This window comes from Sphingobacterium hotanense (assembly GCF_008274825.1).
GTDB classification, from domain to species: Bacteria; Bacteroidota; Bacteroidia; order Sphingobacteriales; family Sphingobacteriaceae; genus Sphingobacterium; species Sphingobacterium hotanense.
Genome location: NZ_CP030848.1, coordinates 2,273,900 through 2,295,865, shown reverse-complemented (window position 1 = coordinate 2,295,865; position 21,966 = coordinate 2,273,900). Strand labels below are relative to the sequence as shown.

Annotated in this window: 13 protein-coding genes; 5 read left to right on the top strand and 8 right to left on the bottom strand. The window is 39.6% G+C overall.

What is annotated here, in order from left to right:
- The first annotated feature begins 121 nt into the window (after positions 1-121).
- The 3 genes from DSM08_RS09535 (at position 122) to DSM08_RS09525 (ending at position 6,758) form a co-directional block, all read left to right on the top strand.
- Positions 122-2,986, top strand: coding sequence for a TonB-dependent receptor (locus DSM08_RS09535; protein ID WP_149525937.1), 2,865 nt, complete (start codon positions 122-124; stop codon positions 2,984-2,986).
- A gap of 10 nt (positions 2,987-2,996) precedes the next feature.
- Positions 2,997-4,070 carry a tyrosine-protein phosphatase gene (locus DSM08_RS09530; protein WP_149525936.1) on the top strand — a complete coding sequence of 358 codons (1,074 nt, stop codon included), beginning with the start codon at positions 2,997-2,999 and terminating at the stop codon, positions 4,068-4,070.
- 537 nt (positions 4,071-4,607) lie between these two features.
- Positions 4,608-6,758 (top strand): right-handed parallel beta-helix repeat-containing protein, encoded by a 2,151-nt coding sequence (locus DSM08_RS09525; RefSeq protein WP_149525935.1) that lies wholly within the window; start codon positions 4,608-4,610, stop codon positions 6,756-6,758.
- Positions 6,759-7,016: 258 nt separating this feature from the next.
- Here the strand turns inward: DSM08_RS09525 and DSM08_RS09520 are convergent, their stop codons facing one another.
- Genes DSM08_RS09520 through DSM08_RS09500 form a run of 5 tightly spaced genes read right to left on the bottom strand, consistent with a single transcriptional unit; the run spans position 7,017 to position 14,935 of the window.
- Positions 7,017-8,270 carry a glucuronyl esterase domain-containing protein gene (locus DSM08_RS09520; protein ID WP_149525934.1) on the bottom strand — a complete coding sequence of 418 codons (1,254 nt, stop codon included), beginning with the start codon at positions 8,268-8,270 and terminating at the stop codon, positions 7,017-7,019.
- Positions 8,271-8,278: 8 nt separating this feature from the next.
- Positions 8,279-10,120: a RagB/SusD family nutrient uptake outer membrane protein gene (locus DSM08_RS09515; protein ID WP_149525933.1), complete on the bottom strand. Its 1,842-nt coding sequence runs from the start codon at positions 10,118-10,120 to the stop codon at positions 8,279-8,281.
- Positions 10,121-10,136: 16 nt separating this feature from the next.
- Positions 10,137-13,280: a SusC/RagA family TonB-linked outer membrane protein gene (locus tag DSM08_RS09510; RefSeq protein WP_149525932.1), complete on the bottom strand. Its 3,144-nt coding sequence runs from the start codon at positions 13,278-13,280 to the stop codon at positions 10,137-10,139.
- A 59-nt stretch (positions 13,281-13,339) separates the two neighbouring features.
- A complete protein-coding gene (locus DSM08_RS09505) occupies positions 13,340-14,362 on the bottom strand; it encodes a FecR family protein (protein WP_149525931.1) in 1,023 nt (340 codons plus the stop codon).
- A gap of 60 nt (positions 14,363-14,422) precedes the next feature.
- On the bottom strand, positions 14,423-14,935 hold the full coding sequence (locus DSM08_RS09500; protein WP_149525930.1) for an RNA polymerase sigma factor: 513 nt from the start codon (positions 14,933-14,935) through the stop codon (positions 14,423-14,425).
- Between the two features lie 104 nt (positions 14,936-15,039).
- On the opposite strand from DSM08_RS09500, the gene DSM08_RS09495 reads away from it, so the two are divergent.
- A complete protein-coding gene (locus DSM08_RS09495) occupies positions 15,040-16,338 on the top strand; it encodes a DUF389 domain-containing protein (protein ID WP_149525929.1) in 1,299 nt (432 codons plus the stop codon).
- Between the two features lie 101 nt (positions 16,339-16,439).
- Positions 16,440-17,273 (top strand): universal stress protein, encoded by an 834-nt coding sequence (locus DSM08_RS09490; RefSeq protein WP_149525928.1) that lies wholly within the window; start codon positions 16,440-16,442, stop codon positions 17,271-17,273.
- Positions 17,274-17,325: 52 nt separating this feature from the next.
- Here the strand turns inward: DSM08_RS09490 and DSM08_RS09485 are convergent, their stop codons facing one another.
- From DSM08_RS09485 to DSM08_RS09475, 3 genes are read right to left on the bottom strand one after another with little or no spacing between them, the layout of a single operon-like run.
- On the bottom strand, positions 17,326-19,653 hold the full coding sequence (locus tag DSM08_RS09485) for a hypothetical protein (RefSeq protein WP_149525927.1): 2,328 nt from the start codon (positions 19,651-19,653) through the stop codon (positions 17,326-17,328).
- Positions 19,654-19,658: 5 nt separating this feature from the next.
- Positions 19,659-21,020, bottom strand: coding sequence for an acetylxylan esterase (locus tag DSM08_RS09480; RefSeq protein ID WP_149525926.1), 1,362 nt, complete (start codon positions 21,018-21,020; stop codon positions 19,659-19,661).
- Positions 21,020-21,964 carry a DUF5017 domain-containing protein gene (locus tag DSM08_RS09475; RefSeq protein ID WP_149525925.1) on the bottom strand — a complete coding sequence of 315 codons (945 nt, stop codon included), beginning with the start codon at positions 21,962-21,964 and terminating at the stop codon, positions 21,020-21,022. Before DSM08_RS09475 ends, DSM08_RS09480 begins: the two co-directional genes overlap by 1 nt.
- Between the last annotated feature and the right edge of the window lie 2 nt (positions 21,965-21,966).

Here is a 21,966-nt window from a genome sequence, read left to right as displayed (position 1 = left end):
AATTAAAACCCTGATTATCAATATTTTATACGTTCGCGGACGTGCACAAAGTTTCTCCTAATTAGCGCGGTCGATAACATTTCAGATTTCCTATCTCTTTGTGGCATCAAATCAACATGTGATGAAAAGAATTTTTTACTTCTTATTTTTTCTTGTATTCCTAAGCTGGCATACTGCTTTTTCACAACAGCAATACAGCATCACGGGAAGAATTATTGACGGGAAAGCAGCACTTCCCGGGGTTACTATTAAAACAAAAGACAACAGTATTGCTACGCAAAGCAATCTGGATGGAACATTCCGGATCACCGGCATCAAGCAGGGTAACTATGAACTGGTGTTCAGCTATCTGGGTTATGAGCCGATTGAGAAAACAGTGAGCGTTTCGGAGAAACCATTCAACGTTTATCTCGGCGATCTATCCTTTAGTGGAAATGATGCTCAAGACATCGATGAGGTTGTCGTACAGGGTATTATGGCTAATACCCAGGCCAAAGCTTTAAGCATTCAGAAAAGTAGCCCTGCAATTATGAACGTTATCGCTTCGGATTTGATTGGCAAGTTGCCCGATCGCAATGCTGCCGAAGCTGTTCAACGTATTCAGGGTATTGCTATCGAGCGTGATCACGGCGAGGGTCGCTATGCGAGTGTGCGCGGAACGCCTATGCAATGGAACTCGACCTTGGTGAACGGTAATAGAATGCCAACTTCGGAAGGTACGTCTGACAATACTTCGGGCAGCAGAACTTCGCCTTTGGACATCTTTCCTTCTGAAATGATCGAGTTTGTACAAGTTTCGAAAGCTATTACGCCAGACATGGAGGGCGATGCGATAGGCGGTTCTATTAACTTCGTCACCCGTACAGCTCCTGTGAGCAAAACCTTAAAGGCTTCTTTAGGGACCGGTTATAACGGACAGGCGCAAAAGGGAATTTACAGTGGTAGTTTTATGTATGGAGACCATTTCTTCAATAAAAAATTAAGTCTAATTATTGGTGGATCCTATTGGAAAAGAAATTGGGCTACGGATAATACCGAAGCTGTTTATAATCAAGAGGATTTTGCTATGGAGAGCTTCGAGCTACGAGATTATAAAGGTGTTCGTACGACAATGGGATTAAATGCCGGATTAGCATATCATATCAACCCAAGCCATAAAATCTTCTTTCGAGGCATCCGGACAGACTTCCAAGATCAGGAGACAGCGCTAGAACATACCTTTTCTTATACAGGGAAAACTTTGACACAGCGTCGTCGTGAAGGCGTTATCGGTATTGGATTGCTTGGTGCTGAAATTGGCGGTACGCATAATACCTTGGGCGAAAAGCTGAATATACATTGGAAGCTAAGCAACTACGAAACTGATATGGAGACAAGGAAGCCGTCTCATGCCGACAATCCTAAAAACACCTATAAGTTGAGCATGTTTGCTAGCAAAGTAGACTTTGCGAACCGTGCAGCCGACGGTAAGATGTATTTGGATATGGATGCACCGGCTGGATTTCAAAGTTCGAATTATCAATCATTCGTACCGCAATTAAAGTCTGCAGTTAAGACTTCTGACTTAAGATTAACGCAATTGATCGAATTGCAGACGCAGAGCTTTGAACGCGATAGAATCGCAGAATTAGACCTGAAATATCAATTGAACAATAACATCTATTTTAAAGCCGGTGGTAAGTTTAAGGGCAAATACCTGCGTCGTGGTAGTCCGATGGATATTTACGTCAATAGAGGCGCCAATATCACCGTAGAAAGCCTAGCGACAGAAGCCTATGATTATAATGGTGGCTTTATGAAAGAAACAGGAGCTGATTACCATTCGGTATTGCTTGACGGAATTACATTAACGCAGGTAGACCAATTGTTAACGGATAGCTATATCAATGAAAATAAATTGATGCATATCGCTAGAGGTGAATCAAGCCCTGATGCTGCTTCCTCATTCTATACCGGAAATGAAGATGTATATGCAGGCTACGGTATGTTTGACATGAAGCTATCCGACAAACTACAATTGATTGCCGGAGCGCGATACGAGCACACTGCTTTAACCTACTACGGTAATGAAGTAATCCGCAAAAACGTTGATGGGAAACCTACTGCTGATATCAATAAAGTGGAAAACAGCAGCAAGTTTGGTTCTTTATTACCAATGGCTCACTTGAAATATCAACCCATCGAAGCGATGAATATCCGCTTAGCCTATACGAGAACATTTGCGAGAGCTAATTTTTCGGATCTTAATCCAACAGAGAATATCAACTTGATCTTCACGCCTCCGGTTATTTCTCGCGGAAATATTGCTTTAAAGCCTACTTTCGCACATAATTTTGATTTCATGTCGGAGTATTATTTTGACGATATCGGGGTTGCCAGTTTCGGTGTATTCTATAAGAAACTGAGCAATGTAATCTATTCCTCGCAATCCTTCCAACAAATCGATGGCACTACTTACCGTATTACGCAGCCTGAGAATTCGGAGAATGGATGGTTAGCGGGATTTGAAGCTGGAATATCGAAACGTCTTTCTTTCCTTCCGGGTTTTTGGAGCGGATTTGGTATCGAGGCGAACTACACGATGACGACTTCGGAAATGGAGGTGCCACGCTTCAGTTTGGACGAAAAGGGTCAGGTAACAAAGACTATTGCCAAGGAAGTACTACCAAATCAATCAAAACATCTTTTTAATACGGCAATTTTCTACGAAAAAGGTAAGTTTATGGCACGCATTGCCGGCAATTACAAGGGATCGGCGTTAGCGATTGTTCAAGGCAACCCGGAGAATTATCGTTGGTATGGTGAAAACTTCACCATGGATTTCTCAGCCAACTATAGATTTAACAAGAAGGTTTCTGTTTTTGCCGAACTGAACAACTTAACGAATGCGCCATTACGCTATTACCATGGTGATTCTCGCCGTTTGGAACAGCTGGAATATTATTCATTAAGAGGACTAGTTGGAATCAATTATCAAATATTTTAATCAAATTATCATGAATATCAATAAATATATCGCATTTACATCCATTCTTATGCTTGGATCATTAAACATCATAGCACAAACTCCAAAGGTTAGCAGAACATTGGAGGAAGCTTTAAGAGCCGATCGCGTAAATAGTACATCTTATAGAATTTACGCAGGACAGAATATGCAAGGGAATTATTTTATCGGCAAGACCGTAGAGACAATCGACTATAGCAAACCTTTCAGCTTAGCAAAGGATAGCATTGTAGCTGTTGAGGAGAATGAGCGCTTATATTTTGCTTCGATTCTGGCTGGCGACACCATTCTTATTTCCGAACGCCTAATTCCTCTAGAAGGTCCTAGCAACTTCCGCGATATTGGCGGCGTAAAGACCAAAGATGGCAAACAAGTAAAATGGGGTCAGTTTTATCGTGCCGATGCTTTAGGAAGCATTCAGGAAGATGAGTTTCCATATATCGAGAGCTTAAAAATTAGTAAAGTATATGACTTGAGAAGCGATGAGGAAATTGCCACATCAAAAGATAACTTGCCTGCGAGCATCCGTTGGATACACCACCCGATCTTTAATGGTGATAATTCTGCACAAATGAATGCCGTAATGCAGAAGATTAAAAGCGGGGATATGACTGCCGAAGATTCCAGAAACTTGTTGATTACGGCCAATAAGGAATTTATCAATTCGAATTTGGATGCTTTCAAGGTATTAGTTCGCGAACTACTGGATAATGAAGAACCATCTTTGTTCCACTGTACTGCGGGTAAGGATCGAACAGGTTTGACTTCTGCCCTTCTACTATCTGTATTGGGTGTTGACAAAGAAACAGTAATCAATGAGTATCTGATGACGAATTATTACACCCTACCAAAAATGGCGCGTAAGAAAGACCCTAAGATGGCCGCTGCATTTGCTAACATCGATCCACAAGTTATGTTGCCATTAATGTCTGTAGATCGTAGCTACCTCGAAGCAGCATTTACCGAGATCGAAAAGCAATATGGTGATATGGATAAATTTATTCGAGAAGGATTGGAAATATCGGATGCGGAAAGGATGGCATATCAAATGAAGTATACGTATTAGGATTTGGGTCTGAATATTTGATTTTTTCACCAGGACGCCAGTCAATGGCCAGTTCATATTAGCTGACCAGTATGTCGGGAGCCCTTTAGTGAAAGGGCTCTACGCATTGGCGTCATATATGGCGCCAATAAATTCCAATCAAACTGTGCAGGCGTTAACTAGGACGAACTGCGTAGAGCCCTTTCACTAAAGGGCTCAAACTATGTAGGCTCAAATTATTTAGACTCTATTAATGCAAGGATCTCATTTACGTTAATTTTCCGATGTCCAGTATTTCGGGAGCCCTTTAGTGAAAGGGCTCTACGCATTGGCGTCATATATTGCGCCAATAAATTCCAATCAAACTGTACAGGCATTAACTAGGACGTACTGCGTAGAGCCCTTTCACTAAAGGGCTCAAACTATATAGGCTCATAATTGCTAAATCTTTATAGCACAAAACAAAACAGGTTTTTTATTTGTCAAAAACCAAGAATATTCCTATTTTGTTTACTAATTAAGATCTAACGCATAAACCTATCCATAACCTGTTTCTTTATGAAAAGATATTTGCTTACTTCGATTCTTCTATTTACTCTAATTATTGCGAAAGCCGAAATCGTCCTGTATGTTTCCCCGAATGGGAATGATCAACATGCGGGCACTCTGGAGCAACCACTACAGACCTTGGAAACTGCGCTTGCCAAAGCTAAGGAGATGAAGCAAAGGCAACCGCAGGACGGCATAAAGATTTATTTGCGAGGGGGTGAATATCCTTTTAATCGGGCGGCAAGAATTGACCGAACACTTTCTGGAACAGCGGGCAAACCGACGATTATTGCTGCTTATGAAAACGAGGAAGTCGTGTTCACTGGAGCTATCAAGATTAAAGGGTCGGATTTTACTCCAGTTAAGGATCGAAAAGAACGTAGTTTCTTGCATAAGACCGCTGTAAACAAGATTTTAGTAGCTGATGTGAATGCTTCGGGTGCTTCTTTAGACGAAGGACTCTTCCCGCACGGCTTCGGTTACAGCATTGAGGAGTTGGTTCCTTCAAGCAGTATGTTGTTTATCGATAATGAAGCTTATGATTTAGGTCGTTGGCCAAATGATGGCGAACCTATTGTCAAGATTGCAGACGTACTGAATAAAGGTTCCATCGCTCGTTACGGCAAAGTAGATAATCCGTATGGGGCACAGTTTAAATATCTCGGTGATATTAAGAATTGGAAACAAAAAGATAATATCTGGATTTATGGATACTTTGCCTACGGTTATGCGGATGATAATGTAATGATTCAGTCTATAGATACCAAGAAGAAGACGATCAACACAGCACATCCCCATATCTATGGATTTCATTCCAGTGCTGACACCTCAGATTGGGGTTTGAAGCATTCTCATAAGATTCGTGGTTTTCATTTCTATAATATTCTAGAGGAGGTCGATCAGCCCGGCGAGTATTTTTTCGATCGGGATGCGAATCGACTTTTTGTGTACCCGAACAATACCATTGCGGGCGATACGGATGTTCGATTGACTCAGTTTGCTGAGCCTTTCCTGATGCTCGAGGGGGTAAATTACTTGAACATAGAAAATATAGACTTTAAATTTGCACGTGGACTGGGTGTTTATTTGGGATATGTTAGTCATGTGAACATTCGGGACTGCCGTTTTGAGAATCTCGGAGGACGCGCGATTTCGATGGGTGACACTTATCCTACTGATCTGAAGACAGAAATCGATAATCAGAATTTGAATAGTTTCGTACGAATCGAGAATTGCTATATCAACAATATGGGATCTGGTGGGATTTATATCAACGGTGGTGACAACAGAACGCTGACTCCCGGAAATAATTTGGTTCAAAACTGTGAGATTTCCAACTTCAACCTATTCAATAAGACCTATGCGCCAGCGGTACGGGTAACCGGTGTTGGGCATACGGTAAGACATTGCTATGTGCATTCGGCCCCGCATATGGCGATCGGCTTTCAAGGGAATAACCTGCTTTTTGAGTACAACAAGATTGCCAATGTTTGTCAAAATGCTTCTGATATGGGTGCCATGTATACCGGTAGAAACCAAGCAGAGCAAAACAATACGATCCGCTATAACTATTTTGAGAACGTTTATAAGGATGATGAGAATCGCGTTTGTGCGGTATATCTAGACGATGGTACGGTTGGCCATTACGTTTATGGCAATATTTTCAATCGATGCGGTAACCCAACGGATAAAGGTTCATTCGGCGCGGTGCATGTCAATGGCGGCTATAACAACTATTTCACAAACAATATCTTCATCAACTGCAAGCAAGCTCTAGGCAATAGCCCATGGACTATCGAAAAGTGGAAAACCGACCTCATGGCGGCCGATCTTCAGAATAAACTGACAGAGCGCGTCGATATTCGTTCGGATGCTTACAAAGATGCTTACCCTCAATTGCATACTATTCTAGATACAGCTGTTGTGCCGATGCGGTACAACTTCTCTGATAATAATATCGCTTTCCTATGCGGTAATTTTGCTTCCGGTAACTACGTAAATTCTAATATGTTATTCCTGAAAGATAGCGAGAAAAGCGATCCATTCGTTGATTACAAAAACAAGAACTTCAATCTAAAAGATAGCGTCAGGATAAAAGAGGTGCTGCCGAAGTTTCAGGCAATTCCTTATGATAGGATTGGATTAATTTTGAGAGATTAGATTTTAGATGTCTTTGAACCAGGAAAGGAAGGATTTTAGGATGATCAGGATCTTTGCAGTGCGCTATTTTTACCCCTATTTTTCTTTCTGATCATGGTCATCCTTTCATTGTTTTTTTGCTGTCTTTGAACCAGGAAAGGAAGGATTTTAGGATGATCAGGATCTTTGCAGGGCGTTATTTTCACCGCTATTTTTCTTTCTGATCATGGTCATCCTTTCATCCTTTTTTTCCTGGTTCAAGACAACCTTCATTTTTACTCACTTCCATTTTTTATCCGCAAAGTTCAAATAACAGTACCAATCGTATGAGTTTACATCGTGGATTCCGGCGCGGATGTGGTATCCAATGTCATTGTAAATTGGTTGATGTAGATTTGGATGGATTTCGCTGGGGAGTCCTTTCTTTTTGTATAAGGCGTAGACTGGGCCGGCATGATATGCCGCGAGGTATTCTCCTTTTGGGTCCGCCCAACGATCTTGTTCGGCACTCGCGACATAGACCGCTCGCGGCGCAATCAAGGCAATGAGCATATGCTGGTCGAATGGCATCTCATCGATTTTATGGTGATAGGCGTTGAGGTTTTTGGCAAACCAGGCGGGCTTAATGTTGCAGACAATCTGTAAGGTTTCGCCGTAATTTCTGCGGGCGAGTGCTGCGCCACCTTCACCGGAGTTGTTGGAGATAACGATACTGAACCTAGGGTCTTGTGCGCCTGCCCAGAGTGCGGCTTTCCCCTGACGGGAATGTCCAAGTAAGGCAAATTTGTTTTTATCTATTTCGGGTATGGTTTCCAGGTAATCGACGATTCTTGAGGATCCCCATGCCCATCCACCAATGGCTTCCCAGTTATCCCCTTGCTCCTTTCGAGATTCGTAATCGGAGAATAAAGCCGCAATGCTGTAGTCTTTAAAACCATCTTTATCAGGGAAGATATCATGATAGCACATAGTTGCTACACCGTATCCTCTTTCTATGATTTGTTTGTAGTCCCAGCGCTGTGCTTGAACGCCACGCTTCCAATCCAAATGATCAGGCTCACGAACGAGCTTAAAGTTGTCACTGTATAGAATTGTGGAGTCGTTTATCGTGCTATGATTGCCTTTAAAGTTATAGCCTACAATCATGGGAATCTTCTTTTTGACATGGTTGGGTAGCATCAATAATAGCAGGGCATTTACCGTTTTACCGTTCTTGGAGAAGGTCATCTTGACTTGCCGCATGGTCGCTTTTCCATCCAAAGCCTGCTTATTTTCGGTAAGAAGTTGGTAGCTGACAGGGATGTCTTCGGTCGGAGTTCTGCCGTAGACGAGATTGCTGTACATCTCTAAAATCTCTGGGCGTCTGATTTGCTCCCATTTTTGTTTATTGTTGACTTTGAGTCCTGAGTTTGAAGTCAGAAGATCAGGGAGTGTGTAAGCTGTAACGAGGGATTCGTCGTAGTTAACTTTCTGACAAAGTCCTTTATAGGGAACAAGACTTATGAAGATAATTAAATATAATATAGTTTTCATCGTTTTTTCTATAAAGGTTTAGGAGTTTGATTGTTTTCTGAACCAGGATAACCGATATTTTGATTGATTATTCCTTTCGTGTTTGCATTAATTGCGGCGGCCGGAATTGGCCAAAGGATGTGATGGTTACTAATTTTATATTCAGCCCATCTATGCTTTACACCTTTGTTATAAAAATTGTTCTTTTCATTGACCCAATCGAAATAAAAATTGTAGCCGGATTGTTTATTATAAGACGACCCAGCCGGTCCTGATATTGTCTCTAATTTGTAAGTTCTACCAAAATATTCACAATTTTTACCAGTTTTGGCGTATATAAAAGCAATTCGGCTTAATTCTAAATGTCTATTTTCTTCGAAATATAACTCTCTCGCTCTCTCGTCGACAATTGAACCAATGTTTATGTCTGAACTTGAAAGTAAATTAGCATTTGATCTTGCTCGAACAACATTTAACATCTCAGCTGCTCCAGCTAAATTGTTCATCCAATAATATGCTTCAGCTATAAGTAAATATACCTCAGCCGATCTGTATATATACATCGGTGTTTCGCCACCCCAATTCCAGTCTCCCGATAATGGATCAGGAACAAATGTTTTATAATGCGGCCATTGGTACCAACTTCGTATAGAATCCTCAACAGACATCGCCGGGTTTTTAACCAGATTTTTTCCATAATAAATATTTCCACTATTTTTTAAATTGGGATCATTATATTTTAAATCTGCTGGACTTACCCAACTATCTCTGTTATGAACTCCTCTAATGTCGTTCTTTTCTTTAGATGTCCAAATCGTATATTGATAATAATTTGTCAAACGTGCTCGCCCTATACCTCGGCCGTATTTGTTATTAATATCCAAAGCTGGTTCTACTGATTTATCAAAAGCTACTCCTGTTTTACCATCGGGTGTAGTCACGCCCACAATCCGTGGAATTAATTGACGACCGAGTTGAGATCGAATTGATCCCAAAACATTGGGATAAGACATAACATATAAAATTCCTTCAGTGTTACTTAAATCAATTTTTGCCGCTACGCTATGTAAATCATGCATCAAATTTGTATTGGCTTTAGATTGATTTGGGGTAAAACGGTTCGTCATTAGTGGGTGTGCACTTACAACCTGTTTTCCTATATCAACAGCTTTCTGAAATTCTCCTATTGATAAGTATATTTTTACCAATAACGTACCAACTGCTCCCTTGTTAACCCGCCCTCTATTTGTTGATTGTGGAACATCTTGATATGCAGTTTCCAATTCAGACTTCAATCTATTTAATATATCCCAGCGACTGTTTGTAAAATAATCGGTTCGAGGTTCGTTTATTTCGTGTTCAATATATGGTACATCTCCGAATTGGTGAACTAATTTATAATACCAATAAGCTCTATGAAAATATGCTTGTCCAATAATTCGTTTCTTTTCAACCGGGTCTTTGAACTCTAGATCAGAAACTCTAGAAAGAATTATATTTGCATATTGAATCGCTTTATACGCGTTTTCCCAATACCAGCCAACTTTCGTGAAGTCTATATGATTTAAATTAGCATCTGGAAGTAAGGTAATGTCGATATCCATTTGTGGTCCGGCTTTATCAGTGGTTCCTTCGACAGCAATATCAGACAAAATCATTTCAGTCAATTGAGGCATCCCGTCACCATTAAATTCAGACCGCATAATATTTTCGCAAGCAGCTAATGCCGCGTCAAAGCCACCTTCCTTATCGAATGTATTTTCTGGTGTATAAAATGAGAGTGGTTTCGGGTCTAACCATGATTTCTTGCAGCTGGCATTAAGCACAACGACGAAAATTATAATCTGTATTGTAATATTAAATCGTTTCATAATATTTAGATTTTAGTTAGAGTGTGAGATTAATTCCAAAATTTAGAGTCCGAGGAGTTACAGTTTCACTTTCCGGATCCCAAAAGGACCATTTTTTTGCCATGACAGCGACATTTTGCATTGTAAGATTGAGTCTTAAATTCTGGATTTCTAACTTGTTTAAAATGGATTTTGGCACATTATAGGAAAGGGTGATATTTTCCAATCTTACGAAAGATTTGCTTACCCAATTCGTTCCGATATTTTTCGATCCTATTCTAGCATAATCATCGATTGGATTTTCTTTCGTCCATCTTGGAAAATCGTAATCTGATGTCCGATCTGGAAAGGAATAAGTGTTTGCTGCACGTTGAAATGCGCCATAATATTTTAAATAGGAATAAAGAACAAAGGAGAGATCGAAATTTCTGTAATTCAATTCGTTTCTTAGGGACCACCGTATTCTTGGCGTTCTATATCCTTGAAATATTTTATCCTTGTTATTCATTACGCCATCTTCATTTTGGTCTACATATTTAAAATCACCAGGCTGTAGTCCATATGTTTTAGCTATTTCAGATTCATCATATTGCCAAACACCTCGACGCTCATACGCCCATACACGATCTGGATCCTGTCCAATAAACCATTGGTTAGCCTCATCATCGGCTTCTCTTGATTCAATCACATTACCGTTTTCATCTACAACTGAAATTATGTCGCCATAGAGCGACTCGATTTTTCTTCGGTTAGAAGAAAGATTTCCAGAAAGCATCCAAGAAAACGTTTCATTTTTGATCATCGTTCCATTAAGCGTCAATTCGATTCCACGGTTACTCAACTTTCCAAGATTTGACATGACGTCGCTAAACCCTGTGATATTGGGCAGTGACCGCTCCATTAGAAGATCAGTTGTCGTGGCAAGATATCCTTCTAGCGAGCCAGTAAGTCTATTGTTTAGCAACCCGAAATCTAAACCAACATTGTAAGTTCCTGTCCTCTCCCACTTTAGATTATAGTTGGCCATTGTTGTTACATATATCTGTGATGTTGTAAAGAAATTTCCGCCCGTGTTTAAATATGGGAACAAACTAGACTGCATTTGTGACAAAGCAGCATATTGGCCAATTTCGCGATTCCCATTTTCACCCCAAGAAAATCTAAGCTTACCATAATTGAAGACTCCAGATTTATTAAAAAAATTTTCTTCAGAAAATACCCAGCCTAACGCTACAGCACTAAATAAAGACCGCGGGTTCTTTTTACCAAAAGCAGAATATCCATCTCGACGTATCGACGTCGTTAGCAAATATCTATCTTTGAAAGTATAGAATAATCTTCCCATTAGGGCATCCGCGGTCTTATAAGTATCATTACTTTTTACGGTCGCAGTTGCTCCGGCATTCATAAAATGGTAGCCTAAATGGTCGTTTGGTGTAAATCCGTAAGCATAGGTGGAAGTTGACCAATACTGTCCTTTTTCTGCATTTGCCAAAAGAGTTATTTCAACCTTATGATCATCGTGAAATTGCTTATTCCATCGCAGTATGTTATCAACCTGCCAATTATATGTTTTAGAATGATTCCGATCAGCGGATCCTCCTAGAGCACTCCAATTTTCTCCTTGAGACGAATAATGGTTATAATAATTATACCAATTGAGGTATGGTGTAAAGTTTATATTATATTCAATTCCGAACGGAAGCTTAACTTTTGCATACACAATTGCGTTTATATTCTGATTTAATTGTTCCCTATCAGTAAACGCATTATCATAGAATGGATTGATTGGATCCAATCCTGTTGGTCTCCTTTGATATTTACTTGTAGGATCCCCTATATTATTCGATCCGTATGGCGATATCATTGTCATTTGACTCCAATTTGCTTTTAAATAGCCTTCATCCCTCGACGCAAATTGAACATTGAGTCCAGTAGTTAAATAAGACGTAATTTTAGATTCAACATTGACACGAGCACGTAAGTTCTTATACCGATCGCCGACAATTACTCCTTCTCTACCCGTGTATCCGGCTGATATATACTGTGATACATATTCGGAAGAATTCGATACGCTTAAATTGTAATCTTGCTGAAACGCATTTTGAAAAACTAACTCGTCCCAACGTGTGATATTATTTGCGAAATAGTTCTCGATTTCTGGCGTAGTAAAATTGAGTCGAGAAAGCCATTTCGTCGTTAATTCTTCTTGAGTGACATTTGAAACAGGGCTTGCTTGATCGTAATTATACCAAGTAAGAACATCTACTTTACTTAATTTTGTCGGGTCGACAAACATTTCCGGATATTTAGCTAGGTATTCGTCCATTACGCGTCCTTCGTTATAATCTTTACGAAACAAGAGAAAGCCCGCAGGATCTAATATTTTCGGCTGATTTGCGGACTTAGCAAAACCATTGTTCGCTGTCAAATTAATTAGTGGCTTACCGACTTTTCCTCGCTTTGTTGTAATAACAATAACTCCGTTTGCAGACCTTGAACCATATACAGCGGCAGAACTAGCATCTTTCAGCACATCAATGGTTGCAATGTCATTTGGGTTGATATCAGCCATCGCGCCGTCATAAATCACATTATCTAAAACGATTAGGGGGTTATTGCTAGCGGTCAGTGATCCATCCCCACGGATTCCGACAGACGCTTCGGCCTTTGCATCAGTTCCAATTCCAACTTGTAATCCTGAAGCATTTGACCTCAAAAGGTCTTGGACGTTTCTAGGAGCTTGGGCACTTAAGGTTTCAGCTTTGATACTGCTAATAGCGCCGGTGAGATCTTTTTTCTTCGCAGTGCCGTAACCAATTACTACCACCTCGTCAAGGTCCGATTCAACTGGTTGTAGCCTAATTAATAGGGAATTATTATTGTTCTCTGACACAATAAAATCGCTAATTAATTCTTCCTTAAATCCCAGATGTATAACTCTGATAAGATAACTATTGGTGGAGGATAGATTATTTAGAGTAAATATTCCGGATTCGTCTGCCACAACTTTTTGTATAGCTCCGGTCTTTACATCCTTAATCTCAATGGTCGAGCCTGCAATGGGCTCACCATCAATTGTGATTATTCGCCCTTTGGTTGTTATTTGTCCCTGAGCTGAGACATTCAGCATCAAACTGACGAAAATAACATACATCAAAAAATGAAGTGTTTTTCTCATAATTGTAGGTATTTAAATGGTTTTAGATAGAGTTTAGATTATTTCAATTAGATGGATTCTTAGGTAGGCTCCGCTTCCATCTGCGATATCGTAATAACATTTTTATCAATCGTATAATGTATGTTCATCAAGACAGCAAGGTTTCGTAAGAGTTTCTCCAAATTATCGGTTCGATATATTCGACCGGTAAAACTATTAAGCAAGACTCTATCCGACTGTACAAATATCCTCACGTCGAACAATTGTTCTATTATATTGAATACTTCCTGAACCTCTATCTTATGAAATGAGACGTTATCATTTGTCCATTGGAGATCTGTGGAATTATTGATAAACGATTCTGACGCTTCATTTGGCCAGTCAGGTAAAATGTTCCTTTTGTTTTGGCTGTGGATTATCGTTTGGAATTCCTTGTCGAAAACAATAAACTGGCCAGGTTTCAAATAAAATTTTAAGTTTTGTTTATTGCTCTTGTCAACTACCCTCACACTACCCTCATGTAATAATACTTTAGCTCGATAATCTTGCCCAGCTTCGACTGTAAAAATCGTTCCTATTGCTGTTGTTAAAATATTGTTCATTTCAACAACAAATGGCGATTTAGAATTATGTAAAACATAATAAGTTGCTGTTCCTCTTTCTTGGCGTATTCTTCTTGCTACCTTAAAATTTGTAGGAAATGTAATGCTGGTATTCGGCATTAATATTAGGTGTGATGAATCTGGAAGAATTGCGTAAGACTCGTCTTCTCCAGGATTAAAATAGGTTGTGGTCCTTGATAGCGTAAAGTGTCCTTCATCTATTTTTATCGCACCACTAGTTAATGCGAAGAATATAATTGCTACTGAAGCAATCCGTGCCAATGGAAGAAGGGATTTAAATTTTCTATGAGGGAAGTATTCTAGTTGAAGTCGTTTTTTGAATATTAAATCTGCGTGGTTATAGTCGTCGTAAGTAAGATTATCAAAAAGATCAATGTCGTCAATCGATGTTCTATTTTTTAGAATATCATTTATAATCAGTTTAGCTTCTTCAAAGGAGCATTGATTATTCAGAAACTTTTCAATATTAGGCTTTTTCAAGTGTTAGACGTTTCTATTAAGTTCGTCTGCAGGGCCAAAAGTACTCACTCGAAAAAAAAATTATTGAAAATTCTGATAAATCATTATAAGACATAAGATTTTTCTAAGTTTTTTCAATGATCTATATAAATGATTTTCAGCAGTTCGAACAGAAATGTTCAATTCTGACGCAATATCTTTGGTTTTAAATCCATCTATATATGCCATTTTAAACACTTTTTGTCCCACGTCGGGAAGTTGTTGAATGGCCATTTCCAATTGATCTCTCAGCTCAAAATTTAATTGGTTCAAAATGGTAAATTCTTCGAGATGAAGATCCTTTTTTCGTTCTCTCAGATATGCTTCGTGTCGTAACCAGTCTATATAGACAAATTTTGCCTTTCGTAGTAGTTGGATTCGAATCGGAATATCAAGATCTACCGATGCTCGATATGTCCAAAGCTTTATAAAAGTTATTTGGGTAAGATCTTGACTGGTCTCATGCGATTTTGTTTTGCGGAAAAACCCCGCATATATTAAGTCAAAATATTCGTCGAATGCTATCTCGAAAAGTTGTTTGCTAAGACCACTCATTGTGCCGGGTATTGATTAAATAGGTTAATTTAGGTTTTAAGGGTATTAAATTACATTCTAATTTAACGAAGATTTTCGTATTTTCCCGACATAAAGCAATATCTATGATCAAATTACTACGTTCCTTTAATCTCCATTATGGCGAGGAGTCTAGAGAGGTTGTGTTGGAGAATGTGAAATCGAATATTTCCTTTAAGGGGGCTAATCTATGGATTTTAGCATGTGCTATTGTCGTTGCATCGGTTGGATTAAATGTGAATTCTACGGCGGTAATCATTGGTGCGATGTTAATTTCCCCACTAATGGGGCCTATTGTTGGGGCTGGATTTGCATTAGGAACTTATGATTTTGATCTGTTGAAGAAGTCGGCAAAAAACTTAGGCGTTGCTACATTGGTAAGTTTGTTTGTATCTTTTCTATACTTTTTGCTCAGTCCATTCAAAGAGGCACAGTCGGAATTGTTAGCCCGGACTGCTCCGAATATCTATGATGTATTGATTGCATTTTTTGGAGGTTTGGTTGGCGGAATTGCGATTACGCGAAAAGAAAAAGGCAATCCGATTCCAGGCGTGGCAATTGCAACAGCATTAATGCCGCCGCTATGTACAGCAGGCTATGGACTGGCAATCGGTAACTTTGCATATTTCTCAGGGGCAATTTATTTGTACACGATCAACTGTTTCTTCATCTGTATTTCTACACTTTTCATCGTAAAGCTATTAAAGTATCCAAAGATCAAATTTGTGGATGCACAACGCGAGAAACGTATTACAAGAACGATTACAGTTCTCTTGATTATTATGTTAGTGCCAAGTTTCTATTTAGCGTACAGTCTATTGCAGGAAAGAAAGTTCACTCAAAATGTCTCTACTTTTATCCAAAATGAGTTTGCGGCTAAGGGATACACTGTGATTTATGAACGCACGCAATTTAACAGCAGAGAGAAAAGAATTGAATTAGCATTCCTTGCGAAGCGTTTCTCGGATAGTGAGCTTAAAGATTTAAATGATCGATTAGGAAATTATAATTTGGATAATACGAAATTACTGATCCGTCAAGATAGCGTGGATCTTAAGAAAGATATCCTCGCAGAGATCAATAAACAATCGCAGCACGTATCTGAAAAAGATATTACCATACAGAACCTTCGGAATGAGCTTGCAGCTTATACATTCAACGATAAGGCTCTCATTGAGGAGATTACAACCTTATTTCCGCAAGTATCCCCGTTTTCTATTGGTAAACAAAACGTCTATGTCAATAAGGATAGTTCCCATCTGCAAACGATTTTAATGATCGATGGAAAGAACAAGTTAAATGAGGGCGATCTAAATCGATTGGAGAGCTGGCTGAAGGTAAAATTGAAAACTGACGCGGTTTCTGTAATTACAAGAGACAACTAATATAAAATTTGGCTTTTGTCGTTCAGAATGCTTATATTATAGGAAAGGAACGCTTCCAAGGCGTTCCGTTAAAACCATATTTATTTTAACTCTTATGTCCTATGAGAAAGTCCATATTAGTACCGATTGATTTTTCTAATAATGCATTTATCGCTGCGCAGTATGCCCGAGCATTTGCAAAAAAATACGGATATGATTTACATTTTGTTCATGTCTATCAAGCATTTAAATCGGCCTTTCAGAGTCGTTCTACAAATGAAAAAGACAGCGAACAAGCGAGCAGCAGTTCACAAGCCAAATTGGATGCCTTCGAATCCAAATTAGGTATCCCCTCCACGGAAGCAACCTTTTGTTGTGTTCAAGGCACGTTCATCAGCAGTATCCAAAATTACATTAACGAACATCAAATTTCCTTAGTCATCATGGGGACACACGGAGAAACTGGAGCTAGAAAAAATGTCTTGGGTAGTAATACCTACGACGTGGCTAAGGATATTAATTGTTCTTTATTGATCGTCCCAGAACGTTCTCATGATTTTCAACTGTCGCACGCAGTGTTGTTTACAGATTATCAAAAAGGAGATGAAAATACGCTGAAATCTTTTATGGAGGTTGTTTCGGACGACAAATTGAAATACAGCATTGTCCATATGCATCCAGAAGTTAAGGACCCTACTGTGTATGAAGAATTGAAACTGGAAGAACATCGTTATCATCTACAGAATAATTTGGGAATAGAACAGCTTGAAATGCAATTGATCCGCAGCAAAGAGAGTTCGAATTTGGTTAGGGAGGTCGTGGAGGAATTGCAGGCTGACGTACTCCTGCTTACTTGGAATAGTGATAAGAATTTCTTCGAAAAACTCTTTAGCAAAAGTTTAGCAAAAGCAATTATCATGAACCCAATGGTTCCAGTATTTCTGAGTGGTAGATAGAAAAACTATTTATAGCAAAATAAGCTGCGATAGGGATAGCGCAGCTTATTTATTATTTCTCTCCCCTACTGATCAATAGCTGATTTAGGAACGCAGGACTTAACTTGATTTTCTTACTAGCAAGATATTCTACATATTCCTTGCCTAATCGCGTATTGATATGTGTGCCTAAGACTTGCTTATTGATTTCTATAAATTTATAAAGTTCAAAGGCATCAAATTGGTATTTATCTTGAATTCGAGGACTGTGTATAGTTGTGTTACTAAAAATAGTTCCTAAAGTTGCTTTATAGTCACAACGAACTTGTTTTAACTTGTTCACATTGGGCGCAAATTTGGAGTGATCTAGATAGAGTTCTCCTTGAAGCTCGCCCTGTTCCCCAAACTCGAAACGTGAGATACTTGAGTTTCTCACTTTAATTTGCATAGGTACAGCGTCGGCTTTGAGCTGCAAGTCACGCGATTTAATAAATTCAATTTCGATAAATGCCGAGTGTTCATCGACATCAATATCGTCGCTTCCTACAAAAGAGAAGTGGTAGGGATTATTTGAATTGATCAAATTCTTTCCATCAAGTAAATCTACTCGATCGATTCTTACCTGTACATTGGGTTGGAAAAAATAGCTATCAAAACTACCTTTCTTGTCCACATAAAACCCTTGTGGCTTCAGTAGCTGAAATCCTTTAACTCCGGATACTGCCCCCCGACAAAACACATTGCTGAACTCAATATAGCTTGGAAAGGCTACGCGTTCTCCATGGTCCATTTTCGCGAATTTCGGAAAGTTGATGAGCTGAATTTCCGCCTTAGGATTCATAGAGGTACTATCTATTTGAATGTTCTGAACAATAATAGTTCGTCCCAATACGATTGGATAGTGATAATTGAAATTGGAAGGGCTCATTTCTAACAAATTGGCGGATGATGGAAATGACGGTTTAAAATGAACGTTTTCAATGCGAATATCGCCATCCCACTTCGAACCAAAGTCTTGTCGGAAATTAATAATGTTTCTTCCTTCAATGACGCAATCTCTAACTGTTAAATCACCACCGCCGGTAACAGATATACCGCGATGGCCAATATGGGTATTGTGGATACGAAGATTCCAACAGTGAAAATGAACATCCACACGGTTTAATCGGCATAGTTCAATCGTGAAATTCTTGTTCATATTCGTGCCGAAAACGCCCCAATGTACCTTTCCCCCTTCTGCGGTAACATTTCGAAAGGTTCCATTTAAGATGCGATCTCCCGAAATTCCGTAGGTTCCTGCCGGAACATCATGTTCTGTACCTTCTCGATCTTGCTCGTAAGGGATAAGTTTGATATCCTCTAATCGAACCTCGTAGACTTTATGAAAATTATAAAAACCGGTGCGCGCATTTGGCGCTATGTCAACTGCTCCTTGGGCCAACCGAACAACCTGTTTCGAGATAATCGTTCTGCTGCGGCGTATTGCAATCCCGTTTTTGGTATATCCTTTTCCTGAACTATTTCCAGATAGGGCAAAACATCCGCCACTGATCGTAAGGTAAGTATCATCCACTGGTATAATTTCGAAACTAGTGAAATCTTTAAAAGTATATGCGATATCGCCGATCACCTTTCCATGATCTTCCACAAAAAAGAGTTCCTGCTTCGCCCAGGACTGCCCATCGAAACGCGCTCCTGCACGATAACCAATGCGATCATTCTTATCCTCCACATAAATAAGATTACCGCGGAATTGATTTAATGCCGCAAGTTCAGTAACACCCGGAACTAGATGCTCGACTAAGCTGGACTTGTCATTGGCATCCAACCGATGATCTTTAATTGCTCTTCTTGAGGTAATATTAAACTTGAACGCTTTTGGAGTATTAAATTGCTCATCAATATGAAATACTGTTGCACCCCATTCGACAGAAGTTTGAATGTTGATGTCATTGGTTGCTTTTATCCAGAACTCGCCATGCCTATTGATTACCGGGATGTTATATTTGTTTGCATATTCATGTGCTGATTCTATGGCCATACCATCATCAAATTCTCCATCGGATTTCGTGCCGAACATTTGATAATTTACCGAATTGCTTTCCAAGAGTTCCGCGACCAACCCATTCTTTAAAATTATTGCACCAGGTGATTCTTGACCTTTCTTTGTAATTAGGTAGAGAGCTCCCCCAGCGTCATGCTCGTGATAATAGCCCAATGTTTTAAATATCTCTCCTTCAACGGCCCCCTTTTCTAAGATTAGCTCCTGCGTGCTCGCAATAATCTTGATCGCACGCGCTACTAATCGCTTACCCTTTTCCTCTGCATTTGCGATTCCCTGTATCCCAGCTACAAGAACGCCCGCTCCTAAGCCCTTTAATAGATTTCTTCTAGAATTCATAAGAATTAATGAGGTTGATTTTTGGCAATCTGTGCTTTTAACCAAGCGTATGTCTTATCCACTTGTTCGGGATAAATCTTATGCACTCCTTCTGGGATAATAAAAAGCTTTTTCTCTCCCTTGATCATATTGTATGCGGAATAAAACGATGTGGGTGGAGTAGTGACATCATTGAAGCCCCAAGAGAATTGCATAGGCACCTTTATATTTCTCGCGAAATTGACAACATCGTAATACGGAAGCGTTTCTATCATTTTAGTTCTAGTATCCTCATCCAATGCATCGTTTAGGAAATAGTGGGGCCAACCTCCGGCTCGTCCATGCAGATAGCCGGTATAATCGCTCATCGCAGGGCATAATGCCACAGCATATTTAATTCGCGGCTCTAACGAAGTCGTTATGATCGACAGCGCACCTCCTTGACTAGAGCCCCAAGCAACTACATTTTCCCCATCAAATTGCGGAAGAGAATACACTAGATCCAACGAACGAACACAACCTAGAATCACATTTTTATAGTAAGAGGAATCTCTATTAGTTGTTCCCTTGAATTGGTAATCTTTCAATTCATTTTCTTGAAGATCCTTATAATAGGCTAAGTCTTTATTTACGGGTTTTCCATGGATATAAAGGCTTAAACTAATGTATCCTTGCTCAGCAGTCTTTATGTCTCCATTTAATGGTACCCAGCCAGCTCCAGGAAACCGAATGATTGCAGGGTACTTTCCTGCCTTCTTCGGAATGCATATTACACCATAGAATTTTCTATCGCCTTTATTATTGAATTGATACTCAACCTGAAAAACATCAACTACTTCCGATCCTTGGTTATCCATTGGTGTGAGCTTAGTATTTAAAGCTGTTTTCTTAGAATCAATGATAGCTTTTCCCCAAAAGCTGTTGAAGTCTTCCGGGTTAGCTATTGTTGGCAAAATCTTCTCTGGAGCTATGCCGGCCGTCGCAGTTGCGGTATGTTGTTTCCCATCCTCATCAATGTTTACTGTACAGCGGATAAATCCAGGGGCACTGAAGCTTCCCGCCGGAATGCGCAGTTTTCCGTTGCTGATTTTCAATTTTCCGGATTTCATCGGCTTCATGCGCTCTAAACCATAAGCGTAGGATACTTCAATGGGTTCCTTTTGAGTACCATTGTACTGCACTTCAAATACTACGTCTTCTCCAGTATTGTACATCCAATTTTTATGGTCTAAGCCAATGGTTAAAATCTGCTGTCCCTTACTAAGCGTTGCTCCTGGGTCTTGAACATCGATCCCCATGGTGCTGATCTGCGCAATGTTGGATTCGAGAAAGCCACATTGTAGGCACGCGAGCAGTACGAGGATTTTTGCTAAGCGATTTACTATCATTATTCTTCTATGGTTAGGTTAATTTCTTTGATGAGTTTTTTCTCGCCATTTATCGAGGTGTTCATTGCTTCGAATACCACTTTATAAGTGCCTGCTTTGTCGAAAACATATTGGAAATCGTCGATTCTCGCGTCGGAATAGGCTTTGATTGTAATTGGCTTATCTGGCCCATTATCAACCGATAGCCCTGCTGGATAACCTTTGCTTACAAAGTATTCCTCGGTATATGTTGTGTTTGTATAGGTAATTCCCTCAACAGTTGCATTTGCATTGTTCCACATCACTAGGTTTGTAGAGCGATTATCAGATCGATAAGGATTTTTGTCCTTGCTGACTGCTGCATACAATGGAAAATCATTCAATAACGATGAACTTAATGTTTGTTTTCCATTCTCTGTGGTACTAGTAACTAGTACGGTATTAATCCACATGACCGAACCGGCACTACCTTTTTTTGGATCGAATATATATTTAAATGCAAAATGTAGAGGTTTGCCTTCAACGACCAGGTCTGACACATTTACGATTCCCGAACTAATATAGGCATCCTCTCGTTTTATAATACAACGATCGGTAATATCAGTCCAAGTCGCTGCATTTACGTCAGCCAATGAAGTCCTTTCTCCTTCGAAATCGGAAGAGGCTAGCACTGCAAACTCGCTACCAGTTCTGGTCGGATAATTATACCGGAGATTAAAAGAGAACTCAATTTCGCCAGGCGACACAATGCGACCCGAGATGGAATCGTAATCATTTCCAAACTGTCCCGAATAAAAGTTAATGAGTTTTGGATTGCCTGTTATTGTAAATGGGATTTGCTCTCCAACCTTAAATACACTTTTTGTTGTTGATACAGAGAAATCTTCGACTTCTTCTGCATCCAAAACGTCTTTACAGGAGCTTAAGCAAATCAATATGCTGAAAAGATAAATTAAGTTTTTCATAA

What these genes read in the sequence shown, in the direction of transcription:
- DSM08_RS09535 (WP_149525937.1), top strand. Translation starts at nt 122, where the DNA reads ATGAAAAGAATTTTTTACTTCTTATTTTTTCTTGTATTCCTAAGCTGG.
- DSM08_RS09530 (WP_149525936.1), top strand. Translation starts at nt 2,997, where the DNA reads ATGAATATCAATAAATATATCGCATTTACATCCATTCTTATGCTTGGA.
- DSM08_RS09525 (WP_149525935.1), top strand. Translation starts at nt 4,608, where the DNA reads ATGAAAAGATATTTGCTTACTTCGATTCTTCTATTTACTCTAATTATT.
- DSM08_RS09520 (WP_149525934.1), bottom strand. Translation starts at nt 8,270, where the DNA reads ATGAAAACTATATTATATTTAATTATCTTCATAAGTCTTGTTCCCTAT.
- DSM08_RS09515 (WP_149525933.1), bottom strand. Translation starts at nt 10,120, where the DNA reads ATGAAACGATTTAATATTACAATACAGATTATAATTTTCGTCGTTGTG.
- DSM08_RS09510 (WP_149525932.1), bottom strand. Translation starts at nt 13,280, where the DNA reads ATGAGAAAAACACTTCATTTTTTGATGTATGTTATTTTCGTCAGTTTG.
- DSM08_RS09500 (WP_149525930.1), bottom strand. Translation starts at nt 14,935, where the DNA reads ATGAGTGGTCTTAGCAAACAACTTTTCGAGATAGCATTCGACGAATAT.
- DSM08_RS09495 (WP_149525929.1), top strand. Translation starts at nt 15,040, where the DNA reads ATGATCAAATTACTACGTTCCTTTAATCTCCATTATGGCGAGGAGTCT.
- DSM08_RS09490 (WP_149525928.1), top strand. Translation starts at nt 16,440, where the DNA reads ATGAGAAAGTCCATATTAGTACCGATTGATTTTTCTAATAATGCATTT.
- DSM08_RS09485 (WP_149525927.1), bottom strand. Translation starts at nt 19,653, where the DNA reads ATGAATTCTAGAAGAAATCTATTAAAGGGCTTAGGAGCGGGCGTTCTT.
- DSM08_RS09480 (WP_149525926.1), bottom strand. Translation starts at nt 21,020, where the DNA reads ATGATAGTAAATCGCTTAGCAAAAATCCTCGTACTGCTCGCGTGCCTA.
- DSM08_RS09475 (WP_149525925.1), bottom strand. Translation starts at nt 21,964, where the DNA reads ATGAAAAACTTAATTTATCTTTTCAGCATATTGATTTGCTTAAGCTCC.